This window comes from Streptomyces sp. NPDC088707 (genome assembly GCF_044752725.1).
Taxonomy (GTDB): domain Bacteria; phylum Actinomycetota; class Actinomycetes; order Streptomycetales; family Streptomycetaceae; genus Streptomyces.
In genome coordinates, this window is sequence record NZ_JBIVLV010000014.1 from 196,418 (window position 1) to 213,854 (window position 17,437).

Sequence of the window (17,437 nt, forward strand, 5' to 3'; positions counted from 1 at the left end):
GCTAAAGTGACCGCGGGGCGTACGGCAGTGCGATCCCAGCACGGGGGCGGCATCAGAAGATTCCCGTCCGCATCACGACCGGATGGCCCGGCGGCCCAGCCGTCGACGTCACCGAAGGAAGAAGGGGCAAGATGTCGAAAGACCTGAACGTAACCAGTGCCGAACAAGTCAAGCTCGCCGGCCGGATCCAGGACTTCTCCGACGAGCTGCAGTCCCGCATCACCTCGCTCAACAGCGTGGTGGACCGCGTTCAGGCGGGCTGGCAGGGTGCTGCGAGCAAGGAGTACGACCGGGTCCAGAACGACCTGAACCAGCGCCTGCGCAGCATGCGCCAGGAGCTCTCCAACCTCGAAGAGATGATGCGCATGAGCGCCGACGGGTTCTCGCGCGAGGAGGAGGACCGTCTGCGGTCCTTCCGTTCGATGGACACCAGCGGCGGCGCCGGCTCCGGCGGCAACTCCAGCGCCATCCTCGGCGTCTGAGCCACTCGACCAGTCCACCGGGCCACTCTCACTCCAGGAGTCAACACCATGACCACTGCGGTCAATTACGACACCGTGACGCAGGCGGCGGCCGACACCCGGCTGACCTCCACCACCCTTACCCAGAAGCTCGACGACCTCATGGCCGAGGTCAACCGCGTCGCCAACAACTGGGAGGGTGAGGCCAAGATCGCGTACCGCGAGACCCAGGACCGCCTGACCCGCGACATGGCCGGCATGAACCAGGACCTGGCGCGCATCGCCCAGCTCCTCGACGAGTCGGTCGTCGGCTACCAGGACACCGACCGGGGCAACGCCGCCCGGTTCCGCATGTGAGATCCGGCGCGCGCGCGTGAGGGGGTGGCCCGTACATCGGGCCACCCCCTCACGCATGTCCGCGGTTCACCGCAGGTCGAACTCGCCGTCCCTGGCCCCGAGGACGAACGCGTCCCACTCGGCCTTCGTGTAGCGAAGCACCGTCTCCTTGTCCAGGGACGAACGCATCGCCACCGCCCCCTCCGGGAGCCGGGCGATCTCCACCCGCTCCTCGTCCGGGCTCGTGCCGGGAGCGCCCTCCCACGCGACGCCCGAGATGTCGAGCGCGTACAGCTCGTCCTTCTGACGCTGCTTCTCGGCGGCCAGAGCGGCGTCGGCGGCGTCGGCGGCGCTGTCGGCGCTGGTCGTGCTCGTGTCTGCGTCGGTCATCGGCGCGTTCCCTTCGCGGTGGTACGGCGGTCCCTCCCACAGTAGTGGGACCGCCGTACCCGGTCGGCGGGAATTCCCCCGCCCGTCCGGCCCGCTCCGTCAGTGCTGTTCCGGCAGCCAGCCCAGCTGCACCAGCGGCGCGCCCCGCTTCCGCGACACGAACGTGCCCCGGCCCGGAGGCATCGGTCGCGCCCTGACGTTGCCGAGGATGTCGCCCTCCTGCGGATCGCCGGAGAGGATCACGCCCTGCGCGCCCAGCTCCTTCACGCGCTGCATGAACGGCTCGTACATCGCCCGGGAGGCACCCCCGGAGCTGCGCGCCACGATGAACCGGATGCCGACGTCCCGCGCGAACGGCAGGTTCTCCACCAGGAGGGCGAGCGGGTTCCCCGAGTTGGTGGCCACCAGCTCGAAGTCGTCGACGAGGACGAACAGTTGCGGCCCGGTCCACCAGCTGCGGTCGCGCAGCTGCTGCGGGGTGATGTCGGGCTTGGGCGCCCGCTTCGTCATCACCGTGTTGATCGCCTCCATGTGCATCTGCATGGCGGAGGCCATCGGCGCGTACTCCAGGAGGTGCGAGGGCGCGACCGCCTCCAGCATCGTCCGCCGGTAGTCGCCCACCACGATCCGCGCCTGCTCCGGCGTGTACCGCTCGCACAGCTGCTTGGCGATGAGCCGCAGCAGCGCCGTCTTGCCGGACTCGCTCTCGCCGAAGATCAGGAAGAACGGGTCCGACTCGAAGTCGACGAACACCGGCTCCAGGTTCGTCTCGTCGATGCCGATCGCGACGCCGTGCTGCGGGTACTCGAAGCCCTTCGGCAGCCGCTCCGCCGGCAGCTTGCGCGGCAGCAGCCGCACCGCGGGGGCCGGAGCACCGGTCCAGGACGCCTGCACCGACCGTACGAACGCCGCCGTGCCGTCCGACAGGTCGGTGGCCGAGCTCGATCCGTCGATCCGCGGCAGCGCACCCATGAAGTGCAGCTTCTCGGGCACCTGGCCGCGACCCGGCACGCCGGCCGGCACGTTCGCCGCGACCTTGCGGTCGAACTCGGAGTCCATGACGTCACCGAGCCGCAGTTCGAGCCGGCCCAGCATCTGGTCCTTCAGCGCCGCGCGCACCTCCATGTACCGGGAGGCGGTGATCACCACATGGATGCCGTAGCCGAGACCGCGCGCGGCGATGTCGGAGACGACCGGCTCCAGGACGTCGTAGTCGTTGCGGAAACCGCCCCAGCCGTCCACGATCAGGAAGACGTCGCCCCAGGCCTCGCCGGGCAGTTCGCCCGCCGCCCGCTTGCGCCGGTAGGTCGCGATCGAGTCGATGGCGTGCGAGCGGAAGAACTCCTCGCGCCGGTTCAGCACGCCCAGCACCTCGGCGACCGTACGCCGCACCCGCTCCGGGTCCAGTCGGGACGCCACCCCGCCGACGTGCGGCAGATCGGCGAGCGACACCATGCCGCCGCCACCGAAGTCCAGGCAGTAGAACTGCACTTCGGCCGGGGTGTGGGTGAGCGCGAACGACGAGACGAGCGTGCGCATCATCGTCGACTTGCCGGACTGCGGACCGCCGACCACCATCATGTGGCCCGCCGCGCCCGAGAAGTCCCGGTACAGCACCTCGCGACGCTGCTCGAACGGCTTGTCGATGAGGCCGAGCGGCACCGTGAGCCCGCCCTGCCGCGTGTACTCGGTCGCCGTGAGCCCCCGGTCCGCGGTCTGCGCCAGACCCGGGAGCAGCTGGTCCAGCGACGGCGCCTGGTCGAGCGGCGGCAGCCACACCTGGTGCGCGGGCACGCCCTGGCCCTCCAGGCGGCGCACGATCACGTCGAGGACGGTGTCCGCGAGCGCGTCGTCCTCCTCCGCCCGCTGCTGCGAGAGGTACGCCGGGTCCGGCGCCGCGTACACCACGGGCACCGGCGCCGCCGTGAACAGCGCGGGACGCCGCTCCACCGGCATGTGCCCGATCTCCAGCCGCGGCCCGCCCGTCCGGTACGTACCCGAGACGTACGCCGCCTTGAAGCGGGTCATCTCGTCCGTACCGAACTTCAGATAGCCCGAGCCGGGCACCGAGGGCAGGTGGTAAGCGTCCGGCACGCCGATCGCCGTCCGCGACTCCGCCGCCGAGAACGTCCGCAGACCGATCCGGTACGAGAGGTACGTGTCCAGGCCGCGCAGCTTGCCCTCCTCCAGGCGCTGCGAGGCGAGCAGCAGATGCACACCCAGGGAGCGGCCGATGCGGCCGATCTGGATGAACATGTCGATGAAGTCCGGCTTGGCGGTGAGGAGTTCGGAGAACTCGTCGATCACAAGGACCAGCGAGGCGAGCGGTTCGAGCGGGGCACCCGCCGCGCGCGCCTTCTCGTAGTCGTGGATGTTGGCGTAGTTGCCGGCCGACCGCAGCAGCTCCTGACGCCGCTGCAGCTCACCGCGGATCGCGTCGCCCATGCGGTCGACGAGCGTCAGGTCGTCCGACAGGTTGGTGATGACCGCCGCCACGTGCGGCATCTGCGACATGCCCGCGAAGGTCGCGCCGCCCTTGAAGTCCGCGAGGACGAAGTTCAGCGTCTCCGACGAGTGCGTCACCGCGAGGCCGAGGACCAGCGTCCGCAGCAGCTCCGACTTTCCGGAACCCGTGGCGCCCACGCACAGGCCGTGCGGGCCCATACCCTCCTGCGCGGCCTCCTTGAGGTCGAGCATGACCGGCTGGCCGTCCTCGCCGACACCGATCGGCACCCGGAGGCGCTCGGCCACCGAACGGGGCCGCCAGGTCCGCGCCACGTCCACCGAGGCCGCGTCGCCCAGGTTCAGCAGATCCGTGAAGTCCAGATTGGCGAGCAGCGGCTCGTCGTCGTCCCCACCGCCCATCTTCAGCGGGGCCAGCTGGCGGGCCAGCGCCTCCGCCGCGGGCAGCGAGATGCCGTCCGGCAGACCCTCGTACGCGAAACCGCCCCCCGACTCCAGCCGCAGCCGGCCCGGCCGTACCACCACCGAGAGACCACCGCGCGGCTCGTCGAGGTCGCCGGAGACGACCTCCACGATCGTCACGCCCTGCAGGCCCTCGGCCGCCGCGAGCAGCGAGTCCGGCGGCACCAGACCACCGCGGGTGGAGTCGGAGTCCAAGACCACGACCACGTGCGGCTGGTCCAGCACCGGCTGGTTCTCCCGGGAGAACCGCGGCCGACCGTCCAGCTTCGAGCGGACCAACTGCTCCAGCTCACCGAGGTCGTCGCCGAACAGGCGCTTCGTGCCCGCCCCGTCGACCTGCCCCGGCACCTGGGTGTGCGGCAGCCACTTCGTCCAGTCCCAGCGGTCCTGCGCCGGCCGGGCCGCGACCACCGCGAGCATCAGGTCGTCGGGGGAGTGCAGGGTCACCAGCTGCGCCACCAGAGCACGCGCCGCCGCCTGCGCCGACTCCGGGTCACCGGACACCGTCACGTGGTAGAACGCCCGCATCGAGACCGCCATCGGCAGCCCGTCCAGGGTGCCGTGCACCGCGAGGAACTGCTGCATCGCACCCGCGCACAGCGGCTCCAGCTCGTCCACCGGAGCCGTGTCCGGCGCCACGAGCGGCGTCGCCAACTGCTGCGCACCGAGCCCTATCCGCGCCTGCCCGAAGTCATGGTCGCCGACCCGGCGCTCCCACACCCGGGAGCCCTCGGCCACGACCGACCACAACTGCTCGGGGGACGGGTGCAGATACAACTGCGCGTCCCGCTGCTTGTGGGCCGTGCGCCGGACCGTACGCCGGGTCTGCGCGAGGTATTTGAGGTAGTCGCGGCGGACATCGGACATTTGCCCCTGCGTACCGCGACGGAATCTCACGAACTGGGCGACGGCCATCGCGACCGTCGAGGCAAGCATCAGCGTGCCCATGATCCGCATGATCGGCGACGGCGTCATGAAGAAGAACACCACCGAAGAACCCATGCCGAGCATCGGCAGGAGCTGCATCAACGCCGACTCCTGCTGTCCCCGCGGGAGTTCCGGCGGAGACTCCAGGACCAGTTCCCCACCGGGCACTTCCGGCGGAAGAGACCTCGGCGGGCGTTTGACGACGATCTGGCTCACCGGCGCATCAATCCCTCGTTGGAGGCGGGCTCGTGGCGGGAGCATCCGCCCGGCACCCCTGTCGGCAGCCGGGCACACGGACTTCCCCCATGGGACGGCGATCCTACTTGCAGCCCTCACCCGCCGTCCCCGGTAGGGTGGCGCGCGCATCGTGCGCAACCGCGAATCAGGGGGTCCAGACACGTGAGTACGACCGCAGCGACCGGTTTCTGCCGCGTCACCGTCGTGGCGCCGGACAGCCGCATCGACGTCGCGCTCCCCGAGGACATCGCCGTCGCCGACGTCTACCCGGAGATCCTGCGCCTCACCGGACAGACACAGGCCGCCGGTACGCCCACGGGCTACCACCTGGTCCGCCGCGACGGATCCGTCCTCGACGGGGCCCGCACCCTCGCGGCCCAGCAGGTCCTCGACGGCGAGGTGCTCTCCCTGCGCCCGTTCGCCCAGTCCCTGCCGCCGGCCGTCTACGACGACGTGTCCGACGCCGTCGCCTCCGCCGTCACCCGCGACCGGCACCTGTGGAGCGACGAACTGCTGCGGGGCGCCGGACTCCTCGGCGGCGTGCTCCTCCTTGTCCTGATGGGCTTCGTGCTCTGGTTCGCCGACCCGATCCGGCACGACATGCACAGCCTGCCCGGGATCATCGCGGGCGCCGCCGGCTTCCTCCTCACCGCCTTCGCCGGAGTACGCGCCCGCGTGTACGGCGACCGGGCCACCGCGGTGGCCCTCGGCCTGGGCGCGCTGCCGCTGCTGCTCATCGCGGGCTCCGGCATCGTCGGCCCCGACGCCGGCCAGGGCCCCGGCCGACTCCAGTTCCTGCTCGGCTGCGTCACCGTCCTGGTCGCCTCGGTGGCACTCGTCGCGCTCACCCCCAGCGGCGACGCGCCCTTCGTCGCCGCCACCTTCCTCGCCACCGTCGGCACCCTCGCGACCTTCGTGGCGATCCTCACCGAGTCGACCGCCACCGAGACGGCCGCCGCCTGCGCCCCCGTCGCCATCGGCCTCGTCGCCTTCCTGCCCGGCCTCTCCGCCCGCTTCGCCCGGCTCCCCATCGGCTACGCCGCCCCGCGCAGCGCCGCCGACGACGAGTTCCACGGCGACCCGCAGCAGCCGGCCGGCGACGACGCCCAGCCCGTCGACGGCGAGCGCATCGCGCTCCAGGCCCGCCGCGGCCACGAGATGCTCCTCGGCCTGGTCGGCGGCTGCGCCGCGGTCGTCGTCGGCTCCGCGGCCGTCCTCGGCTTCGCCGGAAACGTCTGGGGCCAGCTCCTCGCCCTCGCCGCCGGCCTGGCGATGCTGCTGCGCGCCCGCCTCTTCCGCTACACCTCGCAGGTCGTCTGCGTCCTGGTCGCCGGCATCGCCGCCATCGCGCTGCTCGTCCTCGGCCTCTCGCTCAACCCGCCGGCGGACCTGGTCAAGGACCTCCTCATGTACGGCGACCGGGGCGGTCTCGACATCCGTACGATCTGGCTCACCGCGTCCGTCGCCGCCGGAGCGGCGCTGATCACCGCGATCGGCCTGATCATCCCGAGGAAGGGCCTCTCCCCCTTCTGGGGCCGCCTCCTCGACCTGGCCGAGGGCTTCGTCCTGCTCTCCCTCGTCCCGCTCTGCCTCGCCGTCCTCGACGTGTTCTCCACGGTCCGGTCCTTGACCAGCAAGTAGAGGTCTGCTCCGGGGGCGCTCCGGCGAGCTGGTACGCTGTGTGACGGCCGTTTGTGTACGCGCTCCCGGAATCCTCTGGAAGCTGCGCCCATCGGACCTTCGCCCGCCGAGTCACAGAAGCTTCCCCTGAGATCAAGACCAGGGGCACTCGCGGGCGCACGAACACCTAAGAGGAGATCCGCGTGGCTCTCGACGCCGCTGTCAAGAAGCAGATCATGGCCGAGTTCGGCACCAAGGAGGGCGACACCGGCTCCCCCGAGGTCCAGGTCGCGATGCTGTCCCGTCGCATCTCGGACCTGACCGAGCACCTCAAGCAGCACAAGCACGACCACCACTCCCGTCGTGGTCTGCTGATCCTGGTCGGCCAGCGCCGCCGCCTGCTGCAGTACCTGGCCAAGAAGGACATCGCGCGCTTCCGTACGCTCGTCGACCGGCTCGGCATCCGCCGTGGTGCGGCCGGCGGCGCCAAGTAAGTCGCCGTTGAGGGAGCGGTTCCCCCTTTCAGGGGGCCGCTCCCTTTGCTGTACGTGCGCAAAGTGCGCATCGGCCCGTAGGCTGGTCGCACAACCCCCATAACGACGAGCGAGGAGCCGCCGGCTCGCCGCCGGTCCTCGGTAGTGGCCCCCGGAACGAATCCCCGGGTGCTTCGATCGAAGACCGGCCAGCACCCGAGGCGTGCTTCTCCGCCACCGTCGCACACCGTCCCCGGCCACACGGGCCCCGGACGCAAAGACGAACACGTAGGAGAAACCGCTAGTGGAGAACGAGACCCACTACGCCGAGGCCGTCATCGACAACGGCGCCTTCGGTACCCGCACCATCCGCTTCGAGACCGGCCGCCTCGCCAAGCAGGCCGCCGGTTCCGCCGTCGCCTACCTCGACGACGACACCATGGTCCTCTCCGCGACGACCGCCTCGAAGCGCCCCAAGGACCAGCTCGACTTCTTCCCCCTCACGGTGGACGTCGAGGAGCGGCAGTACGCCGCAGGCAAGATCCCCGGCTCCTTCTTCCGCCGGGAGGGCCGCCCCTCCGAGGACGCCGTCCTCACCTGCCGTCTGATCGACCGGCCGCTGCGCCCCTCCTTCAAGAAGGGCCTGCGCAACGAGATCCAGATCGTCGAGACGATCATGGCGCTCAACCCCGACCACCTGTACGACGTGGTCGCGATCAACGCCGCCTCCGCCTCCACGATCCTGGCGGGCCTGCCCTTCTCCGGCCCCATCGGCGCCACCCGCGTCGCCCTGATCAAGGGCCAGTGGGTCGCGTTCCCGACGCACACCGAGCTCGAGGACGCCGTCTTCGACATGGTCGTCGCCGGTCGCGTCCTGGAGGACGGCGACGTCGCGATCATGATGGTCGAGGCCGAGGCCACCGAGAAGACCATCACCCTCGTCAAGGGCGGCGCCGAGGCGCCGACCGAGGAGATCGTCGCCGCCGGTCTCGAGGCCGCGAAGCCCTTCATCAAGGTCCTCTGCAAGGCCCAGTCGGACCTCGCCGCCAAGGCCGCCAAGCCCACCGGCGAGTTCCCGGTCTTCCTCGACTACCAGGACGACGTCCTGGAGGCGCTCTCCGCCGCCGTCAAGGGTGACCTCGCCAAGGCGCTCACCATCGCCGGCAAGCAGGAGCGCGAGACCGAGCTCGACCGCATCAAGGAGCTCGCCGCCGAGAAGCTCCTCCCGGCCTTCGAAGGCCGCGAGAAGGAGATCTCGGGCGCCTACCGCGCGCTGACCAAGAAGCTGGTCCGCGAGCGGATCATCAAGGACAAGGTCCGCATCGACGGCCGCGGGCTCACGGACATCCGTACGCTCGCCGCCGAGGTCGAGGCCATCCCGCGCGTGCACGGCTCGGCGCTGTTCGAGCGTGGCGAGACCCAGATCCTGGGCGTCACCACCCTCAACATGCTCCGCATGGAGCAGCAGCTGGACACCCTCTCCCCGGTGACCCGCAAGCGCTACATGCACAACTACAACTTCCCGCCGTACTCCGTCGGTGAGACCGGCCGCGTGGGCTCGCCCAAGCGCCGCGAGATCGGCCACGGCGCCCTCGCCGAGCGCGCCCTCGTGCCGGTGCTGCCGACCCGCGAGGAGTTCCCCTACGCGATCCGTCAGGTGTCCGAGGCCCTCGGCTCCAACGGCTCGACGTCGATGGGCTCGGTCTGCGCCTCCACCATGTCGCTGCTGAACGCCGGTGTGCCGCTGAAGGCCCCCGTCGCCGGTATCGCCATGGGTCTGATCTCCGAGGAGATCGACGGCCAGACGCACTACGTCGCCCTCACCGACATCCTCGGTGCGGAGGACGCCTTCGGCGACATGGACTTCAAGGTCGCCGGCACCAAGGAGTTCGTCACCGCCCTCCAGCTCGACACCAAGCTGGACGGCATCCCGGCCTCCGTCCTGGCCGCGGCCCTCAAGCAGGCCCGCGACGCCCGCCTCCACATCCTCGACGTGATGATGGAAGCGATCGACACGCCGGACGAGATGTCCCCGAACGCCCCGCGGATCATCACCGTCAAGATCCCGGTGGACAAGATCGGTGAGGTCATCGGCCCCAAGGGCAAGATGATCAACCAGATCCAGGAGGACACCGGCGCCGAGATCACGATCGAGGACGACGGCACCATCTACATCGGTGCCCAGCAGGGCTCGCAGGCCGAGGCCGCCCGCGCCACGATCAACGGCATCGCCAACCCGACCATGCCGGAGGTCGGCGAGCGCTACCTGGGTACGGTCGTCAAGACCACCACCTTCGGTGCCTTCGTCTCCCTGATGCCCGGCAAGGACGGTCTGCTGCACATCTCGCAGATCCGCAAGCTCGCCGGTGGCAAGCGCGTGGAGAACGTCGAGGACGTGCTGGCGATCGGCGCCAAGGTCCAGGTCGAGATCGCCGAGATCGACCAGCGCGGCAAGCTCTCCCTCGTCCCCGTCATGGCGGACGAGGACGGCGCCGCCGACGACAAGGGCGACACCGACCAGTGACGTCCCGTAGTTCCGCGACGACGGCCCGCCCCTCCTCGGAGGGGCGGGCCGTCGCCCGTACCCAAACGCTTCTCCCGGGCAAGGACGGCATCGGCACGGTCCGCCGCACGACCCTCCCCGGCGGCCTCCGGATCGTCACCGAGACCCTCCCCTCCGTGCGCTCCGCCACCTTCGGCATCTGGGCGCACGTCGGATCCCGCGACGAGACCCCGGCGCTCAACGGCGCCACCCACTACCTGGAGCACCTCCTCTTCAAGGGCACCCACAAGCGGTCCGCCCTCGACATCTCCGCCGCGATCGACGCGGTCGGCGGCGAGATGAACGCCTTCACGGCGAAGGAGTACACCTGCTACTACGCCCGGGTCCTCGACACCGACCTGCCGCTGGCGATCGACGTCGTCTGCGACATGCTCACGGGCTCGCTCATCCTCGACGAGGACGTGGACGCCGAGCGCGGCGTCATCCTCGAAGAGATCGCGATGACCGAGGACGACCCCGGCGACGTCGTGCACGAGCTCTTCGCGAAGACCATGTTCGGCGACACCCCGCTGGGCCGTCCGGTCCTCGGCACCGTCGACACGGTCAACGGGCTCAGCCGCGGCCAGATCGCCCGCTTCTACAAGAAGCACTACGACCCGACCCACCTGGTCGTGGCCGCCGCGGGCAACGTCGACCACGCCACGGTGGTACGCCAGGTCCGCCGCGCCTTCGAGAAGGCCGGCGCCCTCAGCGGCGCCGACGCCGCCCCCGTCGCCCCGCGCGACGGTCTGCGCACCCTGCGCGCCGCGGGCCGCGTCGAGCTCCTGAACCGCAAGACCGAGCAGGCCCACGTGGTCCTCGGCATGCCGGGTCTGGCCCGCACCGACGAGCGCCGCTGGGCCCTCGGCGTACTCAACACCGCCCTCGGCGGCGGCATGTCCTCCCGCCTCTTCCAGGAGGTCCGCGAGAAGCGCGGTCTGGCCTACAGCGTGTACTCGTACACCTCGGGCTTCGCCGACTGCGGCCTCTTCGGGGTGTACGCGGGCTGCCGCCCGGGCCAGGTCCACGACGTCCTGAAGATCTGCCGCGACGAACTCCACAAGGTCGCGTCCGACGGCCTCACGGACGACGAGATCGCCCGCGCCGTCGGTCAGCTCTCCGGTTCGACCGTGCTCGGCCTCGAGGACACCGGCGCGCTGATGAACCGCATCGGCAAGAGCGAGCTGTGCTGGGGCACCCAGATGTCGGTCGACGACATGCTGGACCGGATCGCCGCCGTCACCCCGGACGAGGTCCGGGAGGTCGCACGCGATGTACTGGACCAGCGGCCCTCGCTCTCGGTGATCGGCCCGCTGAAGGACAAGCAGGCGGACCGCCTCCACCAAGCGGTCTCCTGACCCACAAGTCCCCTAAGGAAGAGCAATGAGCAAGCTGCGCGTGGCGGTCCTCGGTGCACAGGGCCGTATCGGCTCCGAGGCCGTGAGGGCCGTCGAGGCCGCCGACGACATGGAACTGGTCGCGGCCCTCGGCCGCGGCGACAAGCTGGAGCGCCTCGTCGAGGCGGACGCCCAGGTCGTCGTCGAGCTGACCACCCCGGCCTCGGTCCTGGAGAACCTCGACTTCTGCGTGCGCCACGGCATGCACGCGGTCGTCGGCACCACCGGCTGGACCGAGGAGCGCCTCGCGCAGCTGCGGACCTGGCTCGCCGCCTCCCCGGAGACCGGCGTCCTCATCGCTCCGAACTTCTCCATCGGCGCGGTCCTCACCATGAAGTTCGCCCAGCTCGCGGCCCCGTACTTCGAGTCCGTCGAGGTGGTCGAGCTGCATCACCCGCACAAGGTGGACGCCCCCTCCGGCACCGCGACCCGGACGGCCCAGCTGATCGCCGCCGCCCGCGCCGAGGCGGGCCTCGGCGCCCAGCCGGACTCCACCGCGACCGCCCTGGACGGGGCCCGCGGCGCCGACGTCGACGGCGTCCGCGTCCACTCCGTACGCCTGGCGGGCCTCCTGGCCCACCAGGAGGTGCTGCTCGGCGGCGAGGGCGAGACCCTGACGGTCCGCCACGACTCGCTGCACCACTCCAGCTTCATGCCGGGGATCCTCCTGGGCGCCCGCCGCGTCCCCAGCACTCCGGGCCTCACCTTCGGCCTGGAGCACTTCCTGGACCTGGGCTGACGGCCATGGGCGGAAAGATCACGTACGTCTTCCTCTCCACCGTGCTCGTCCTCGTCTTCGGCGTGGTGGCGATGGAGGGCGTGCTGCTCCTCCTCACCGGCGAGCCGGCCGCGATGGGCATGGGCGCGGTGGCGTTCCTGCTGCCCGCGGTCGGCGGCTGGTTCCTCTGGAAGAACACCCGGTTCGCCCGCCAGGCGGGCCGCCTCGCCACCGAACTGGAGGCGGAGGGCGGCCTGCCCGTCGACGAGCTGAAGCGCACCGAGGGCGGCCGGATCGACCGCGACTCGGCCGACGAGGTCTTCGCCCGGCGCAAGGCCGAGACGGAGGACACTCCGGACGACTGGCGCTGCTGGTTCCGGCTCGCGGTCGCCTATCACGACGCCCGCGACACCCCGCGGGCCCGCAAGGCGATGCAGAGGGCCATCGCCCTCCACGAGGGGCGTCCGGTCAGCGCGTAGCGGCCGGGGCCACGCCGTACTCGGCGTTCCAGGCCTCCACCGTGTCGGCCGCCCGGTCGAAGGCCTCGACGCGGGAGAGGAAGTCGGCGTTGTGGTCGGTGAGCAGCATCAGCTGCTCACCACCCTGCCGGCCGAGCACCAGGGCCTGGCCCTGGACCGTGCGGGGGAGCCCCAGCCAGCGCACCGGCTGCTGCACGGTGCGTACGGAGGTCACCTTCGCCCACGGCACGGTCACGGTGGAGAAGAAGGCCACGCGGCGGATGCCGGCGCGGCTCACCCAGGTGCCCATGCGCAGCATCCGCAGGGCGGCCAGGATGACGAGTACGGCGGTGGCCAGGGTGGCGGCACCACCGCTGAATCCTCCGGCCGCGGTGATGATCACCGCGGCGAGGAGGACGAACGAGGCCAGCAGCAGCGCGAGCGCCGCCGCCCCGACCCGCCAGGACCCCGGCCGGTACGGACGGCGCCACTGGTCGTGGTCGTCGAACGGCAGGGCGACGTGGTCGGTCGTGTCAAAAGCACGGTCGGCCGTCAGAAAGGGCAGGGGCACGACAGGTCCTCACTCACAGGCACGCTCGAAGGGGCGATGCCCGGTGAGGCTACCTCAGCGGTTGTCGGACGCTTCGGACTGCTGCTGACGAGTGCCGGAGTCGCCCGCCTGAAGAGACGGCATCCCGAAGATCAACGAGCCCACGAGGCCGGCCGCGACGGTCAGCCCCAGCAGGGTACGGCCCACGATCTGCGAGGCGCCCAGGCGCTCCCGTGGTGGTGGAGTGACGTTACTGCGGAAGTGGTCGGCCTCCGCGACGAACGCGAACGGTACGGCCTCGTTCCGGCGGAACATCAGAGCCACTCTCCTCGGGTTGTCGGCATGCGTCACAGGGAGAGACGACGGAACCGAGGTTTTGGTGCCCTATTTCACCAAAGCAGCCGAATCTCATCCTCCGGTAGGACGTCGTTAGAGTGGGCGACTGCACCCCGACTGGAAGGACCGCTGGTGAGCGACAGCCCCACCGAGAACGTGAAGATCGACTTCCGGAGCGACGTCACCGTTGACCTGGTCAAGAGCGCGGCGGCCGACTCCGACGTCCTCTGGGCGGCCCGGGTCTCCACGGCGGGCGAACAGTCCCTCGAAGAGCTCCAGAAGGACCCGGAGCGCTCGAAGGGCCTCATCAACTACCTGATGCGGGACCGCCACGGCAGCCCCTTCGAGCACAACTCGATGACCTTCTTCATCAGCGCCCCGATCTTCGTCTTCCGCGAGTTCATGCGTCACCGCGTGGGCTGGTCGTACAACGAGGAATCGGGCCGCTACAGGGAGCTCCAGCCGGTCTTCTACGTCCCGGACGCCTCCCGCAAGCTCGTCCAGGAGGGCCGCCCCGGCAAGTACGTCTTCGTCGACGGCACCCAGGAGCAGCACGACCTGGTCAGCCGCACGATGGAGGACTCGTACCGTCAGGCGTACGCCACCTACCAGGAGATGCTCGCCGCCGGCGTCGCCCGCGAGGTCGCCCGCTCGGTCCTCCCCGTCGGTCTGTTCTCCTCGATGTACGCCACCTGCAACGCGCGCTCGCTGATGCACTTCCTCGGTCTGCGCACCCAGCACGAGCTGGCCGCGGTCCCGTCCTTCCCGCAGCGGGAGATCGAGATGGTCGGCGAGAAGATGGAGGCGCACTGGGCCCGGCTGATGCCGCTGACCCATGGAGCCTTCAACAAGAACGGCCGTGTGGCCCCGTAGGGCACAGATGTCCGAACCCCCGAGTGAAGTGTCCGTATTGCGACGTTTCACGAAGTTCATCTAGGCTGATCAAACGGACCCGGCGCTGCCTGAACCCCCGAGCAGGCAGCGCCGGGCTCCCTTTCTCCTGTCCCCCCAGGGGGACACCCGGCGCTGAGCAGCGAGTAGCGTGTTACCCATGGCTCCGATCTCCACTCCGCAGACCCCCTTCGGGCGGGTCCTCACCGCCATGGTCACGCCCTTCACGGCGGACGGCGCACTCGACCTCGACGGTGCCCAGCGACTGGCCACCCACCTGGTGGACGCAGGCAACGACGGCCTCGTCGTCAACGGCACCACCGGCGAGTCCCCCACCACCAGCGACGCGGAGAAATCGGAGCTGGTACGAGCGGTACTGGAGGCGGTCGGCGACCGCGCCCACATCGTCGCCGGCATCGGCACCAACGACACCCACCACTCCCTCGAGCTCGCCCGCACCGCCGAGCGCGACGGCGCACACGGCCTGCTCGCCGTCACCCCGTACTACAACAAGCCCTCCCAGGAGGGCCTGTACCGGCACTTCTCGGCCATCGCCGACGCCACCGAGCTCCCGGTGATGCTCTACGACATCCCGGGCCGCAGCGGCGTCCCGATCGACACCGAGACGCTCGTCCGGCTCGCCGAGCACCCGCGCATCGTCGCCAACAAGGACGCCAAGGGCGACCTCGGCCGCGCCAGCTGGGCCATCGCCCGCTCCGGCCTCGCCTGGTACTCCGGCGACGACATGCTCAACCTGCCCCTGCTCTCCGTCGGAGCCTGCGGCTTCGTCTCCGTCGTGGGCCACGTCGTCACCCCGGAGCTCCGCGCCCTCCTCGAAGCCCACCTGGGCGGCGAGATCCAGAAGGCCACCGAGATCCACCAGAAGCTGCTCCCGGTCTACACCGGGATGTTCCGCACCCAGGGCGTCATGACCACCAAGGCCGCCCTCGCCCTCCAGGGCCTCCCGGCCGGCCCCCTGCGGCTGCCCCTCGTGGAACTGTCCCCCGAGGAGACCCACCAGCTCAAGATCGACCTGGCCGCCGGCGGGGTAGAGCTCTGACAACGGACTTCACAACTGAACACTGACAACAGCAAGTGCACGAATGTCATGCGCGCCACGTGCCAAGGGGTACGTGGCGTGCGTGGTGAGGAGAGTCTTTTGAGTCATCCGCATCCTGAACTCGGTGCCCCGCCGAAGCTGCCGAAGGGCGCCCTGCGCGTCATCCCGCTCGGCGGGCTAGGCGAAATCGGCCGAAACATGACGGTCTTCGAATTCGACGGCCGTCTGCTGATCGTCGACTGCGGCGTCCTCTTCCCCGAAGAGGAGCAGCCCGGTATCGACCTGATCCTCCCGGACTTCACCATCATCCGGGACCGCCTCGACGACATCGAAGGCATCGTGCTCACGCACGGCCACGAGGACCACATCGGTGCCGTCCCCTACCTGCTCCGGCTCAAGCCGGACATCCCGCTGATCGGCTCCAAGCTGACCCTCGCCCTGATCGAGGCCAAGCTCCAGGAGCACCGCATCCGCCCCTACACCCTTGAGGTGAAGGAGGGCGACCGGGAGGTCCTGGGCTCGTTCGACTGCGAGTTCATCGCGGTCAACCACTCCATCCCGGACGCGCTCGCGGTCGCCATCCGCACCCCCGCGGGCATGGCCGTCGCCACCGGCGACTTCAAGATGGACCAGCTCCCGCTGGACGGCCGCCTCACCGACCTCCACGCCTTCGCGCGGCTGAGCGAGGAAGGCATCGACCTCCTTCTCTCGGACTCGACGAACGCCGAGGTCCCGGGCTTCGTCCCGCCGGAGAAGGACATCTCCAACGTCCTGCGCACGGTCTTCGCGAACGCCCAGAAGCGCATCATCGTGGCCAGCTTCGCCAGCCACGTGCACCGCATCCAGCAGATCCTCGACGCCGCCCACGAGTACGGCCGCCGGGTCGCCTTCGTCGGCCGCTCGATGGTCCGCAACATGGGCATCGCCCGCGACCTGGGCTACCTCCGGGTCCCGGCCGGCCTCGTCGTGGACGTGAAGACCCTCGACGACCTGCCGGACGACGAGGTCGTGCTGGTCTGCACGGGTTCCCAGGGCGAGCCGATGGCGGCCCTGTCCCGCATGGCCAACCGCGACCACCAGATCCGGATCGTCCCCGGTGACACCGTGATCCTGGCGTCGTCCCTGATCCCGGGCAACGAGAACGCGGTCTACCGCGTGATCAACGGCCTGACCCGCTGGGGCGCGAACGTCGTCCACAAGGGCAACGCCAAGGTCCACGTCTCGGGCCACGCCTCGGCCGGCGAGCTGCTGTACTTCTACAACATCTGCCGCCCGAAGAACCTCATGCCGGTCCACGGCGAATGGCGCCACCTCCGCGCCAACGCCGAGCTCGGCGCGATGACGGGTATCCCCAAGGACCACATCGTCATCGCCGAGGACGGCGTCGTCGTCGACCTCGTCGACGGCCGCGCCCGGATCACCGGCAAGGTCCAGGCGGGGTACGTGTACGTCGACGGCCTCTCGGTCGGCGATGTCACCGACGCCTCCCTCAAGGACCGCCGGATCCTCGGCGAGGAGGGCATCATCTCGGTCTACGTCGTGGTCGACTCCTCGACGGGCAAGATCGTGGGCGGCCCGCACGTGCACGCACGTGGCTCTGGCATCGACGACTCCGCGTTCGACGCGGTGCTCCCGAAGATCGACCAGGCCCTGAACAAGTCGTTCCAGGACGGGGTCGTGGAACCCCACCAGCTCCAGCAGCTGATCCGCCGCAGCGTCGGCAAGTGGGTCTCCGACACCTACCGCCGGCGCCCGATGATCCTTCCGGTCGTCGTCGAGGTCTGACAGGTCTGACGGCCTGACCAGCGCAGCACCGGAGCGGGGCCCCTCGATTTGCATCGGGGCGCCCCGCTCCAGTACGTTTACGGCTCCGCCAGAACGGGAAGCGCCGGCGCCGACGTGCGCCCGAACGCTTCACCGGGAGGCGGAAAAGCCGACTCAGATCTTCTGATAAAGTCGGAAACGCCGAAAGGCCCCCGGAGTGAAAACAAAAGGGACCGGAAAGCACTGAGGAAATCGGATCGGAAAGATCTGATAGAGTCGGAAACGCAAGACCGAAGGGAAGCCCGGAGGAAAGCCCGAGAGGGTGAGTACAAAGGAAGCGTCCGTTCCTTGA

15 protein-coding genes are annotated in these 17,437 nt (G+C 70.0%); 11 read left to right on the forward strand and 4 right to left on the reverse strand.

Annotated features, from left to right (window positions below; genetic code table 11):
- The first annotated feature begins 131 nt into the window (after positions 1 to 131).
- Both ACIP84_RS33995 and ACIP84_RS34000 read left to right on the forward strand, forming a co-directional pair.
- Complete coding sequence (locus tag ACIP84_RS33995; protein ID WP_355969213.1) at positions 132 to 482, forward strand: WXG100 family type VII secretion target; 351 nt, start codon at positions 132 to 134, stop codon at positions 480 to 482.
- A gap of 48 nt (positions 483 to 530) precedes the next feature.
- The gene (locus ACIP84_RS34000) at positions 531 to 818 is read left to right on the forward strand and encodes a WXG100 family type VII secretion target (protein ID WP_030322450.1); all 288 of its coding nucleotides are present in this window, start codon (positions 531 to 533) and stop codon (positions 816 to 818) included.
- A 66-nt stretch (positions 819 to 884) separates the two neighbouring features.
- Here the strand turns inward: ACIP84_RS34000 and ACIP84_RS34005 are convergent, their stop codons facing one another.
- Positions 885 to 1,187 (reverse strand): DUF397 domain-containing protein, encoded by a 303-nt coding sequence (locus tag ACIP84_RS34005; protein WP_355969216.1) that lies wholly within the window; start codon positions 1,185 to 1,187, stop codon positions 885 to 887.
- Positions 1,188 to 1,286: 99 nt separating this feature from the next.
- Positions 1,287 to 5,255, reverse strand: coding sequence for a type VII secretion protein EccCa (eccCa, locus tag ACIP84_RS34010; protein WP_355969218.1), 3,969 nt, complete (start codon positions 5,253 to 5,255; stop codon positions 1,287 to 1,289).
- Positions 5,256 to 5,438: 183 nt separating this feature from the next.
- On the opposite strand from eccCa, the gene eccD reads away from it, so the two are divergent.
- The 6 genes from eccD (at position 5,439) to ACIP84_RS34040 (ending at position 12,505) form a co-directional block, all read left to right on the forward strand.
- Positions 5,439 to 6,917, forward strand: a complete 1,479-nt coding sequence (gene eccD / locus ACIP84_RS34015) for a type VII secretion integral membrane protein EccD (protein ID WP_355969220.1) — start codon at positions 5,439 to 5,441, stop codon at positions 6,915 to 6,917.
- Positions 6,918 to 7,099: 182 nt separating this feature from the next.
- A complete protein-coding gene (rpsO, locus tag ACIP84_RS34020) occupies positions 7,100 to 7,390 on the forward strand; it encodes a 30S ribosomal protein S15 (RefSeq protein ID WP_209497086.1) in 291 nt (96 codons plus the stop codon).
- Positions 7,391 to 7,673: 283 nt separating this feature from the next.
- A complete protein-coding gene (locus ACIP84_RS34025) occupies positions 7,674 to 9,893 on the forward strand; it encodes a polyribonucleotide nucleotidyltransferase (protein WP_355969224.1) in 2,220 nt (739 codons plus the stop codon).
- On the forward strand, positions 9,890 to 11,269 hold the full coding sequence (locus ACIP84_RS34030) for a M16 family metallopeptidase (protein ID WP_401803236.1): 1,380 nt from the start codon (positions 9,890 to 9,892) through the stop codon (positions 11,267 to 11,269). The genes ACIP84_RS34025 and ACIP84_RS34030 overlap by 4 nt, the downstream gene beginning before the upstream one ends.
- A 25-nt stretch (positions 11,270 to 11,294) precedes the next feature.
- Positions 11,295 to 12,047, forward strand: a complete 753-nt coding sequence (gene dapB / locus ACIP84_RS34035) for a 4-hydroxy-tetrahydrodipicolinate reductase (protein WP_355969228.1) — start codon at positions 11,295 to 11,297, stop codon at positions 12,045 to 12,047.
- Positions 12,048 to 12,052: 5 nt separating this feature from the next.
- Entirely contained in the window at positions 12,053 to 12,505 is a 453-nt protein-coding gene (locus ACIP84_RS34040; protein WP_383592965.1) for a hypothetical protein, read from the forward strand.
- Here ACIP84_RS34040 and ACIP84_RS34045 read toward each other — a convergent pair.
- Together ACIP84_RS34045 and ACIP84_RS34050 are read right to left on the reverse strand one after the other, a co-directional pair.
- Positions 12,495 to 13,055: a hypothetical protein gene (locus ACIP84_RS34045; RefSeq protein ID WP_073913144.1), complete on the reverse strand. Its 561-nt coding sequence runs from the start codon at positions 13,053 to 13,055 to the stop codon at positions 12,495 to 12,497. The genes ACIP84_RS34040 and ACIP84_RS34045 overlap by 11 nt on opposite strands.
- Before the next feature lie 54 nt (positions 13,056 to 13,109).
- The gene (locus ACIP84_RS34050) at positions 13,110 to 13,349 is read right to left on the reverse strand and encodes a hypothetical protein (RefSeq protein ID WP_355969232.1); all 240 of its coding nucleotides are present in this window, start codon (positions 13,347 to 13,349) and stop codon (positions 13,110 to 13,112) included.
- 153 nt (positions 13,350 to 13,502) lie between these two features.
- On the opposite strand from ACIP84_RS34050, the gene thyX reads away from it, so the two are divergent.
- The 3 genes from thyX to ACIP84_RS34065 all read left to right on the forward strand — a co-directional run bounded on the left by thyX (position 13,503) and on the right by ACIP84_RS34065 (position 17,106).
- The gene (gene thyX / locus ACIP84_RS34055) at positions 13,503 to 14,243 is read left to right on the forward strand and encodes an FAD-dependent thymidylate synthase (RefSeq protein WP_355969234.1); all 741 of its coding nucleotides are present in this window, start codon (positions 13,503 to 13,505) and stop codon (positions 14,241 to 14,243) included.
- A gap of 178 nt (positions 14,244 to 14,421) precedes the next feature.
- A complete protein-coding gene (gene dapA, locus ACIP84_RS34060) occupies positions 14,422 to 15,321 on the forward strand; it encodes a 4-hydroxy-tetrahydrodipicolinate synthase (protein WP_355969236.1) in 900 nt (299 codons plus the stop codon).
- Positions 15,322 to 15,420: 99 nt separating this feature from the next.
- Positions 15,421 to 17,106, forward strand: a complete 1,686-nt coding sequence (locus tag ACIP84_RS34065) for a ribonuclease J (protein ID WP_355969238.1) — start codon at positions 15,421 to 15,423, stop codon at positions 17,104 to 17,106.
- Positions 17,107 to 17,437: the final 331 nt, after the last annotated feature.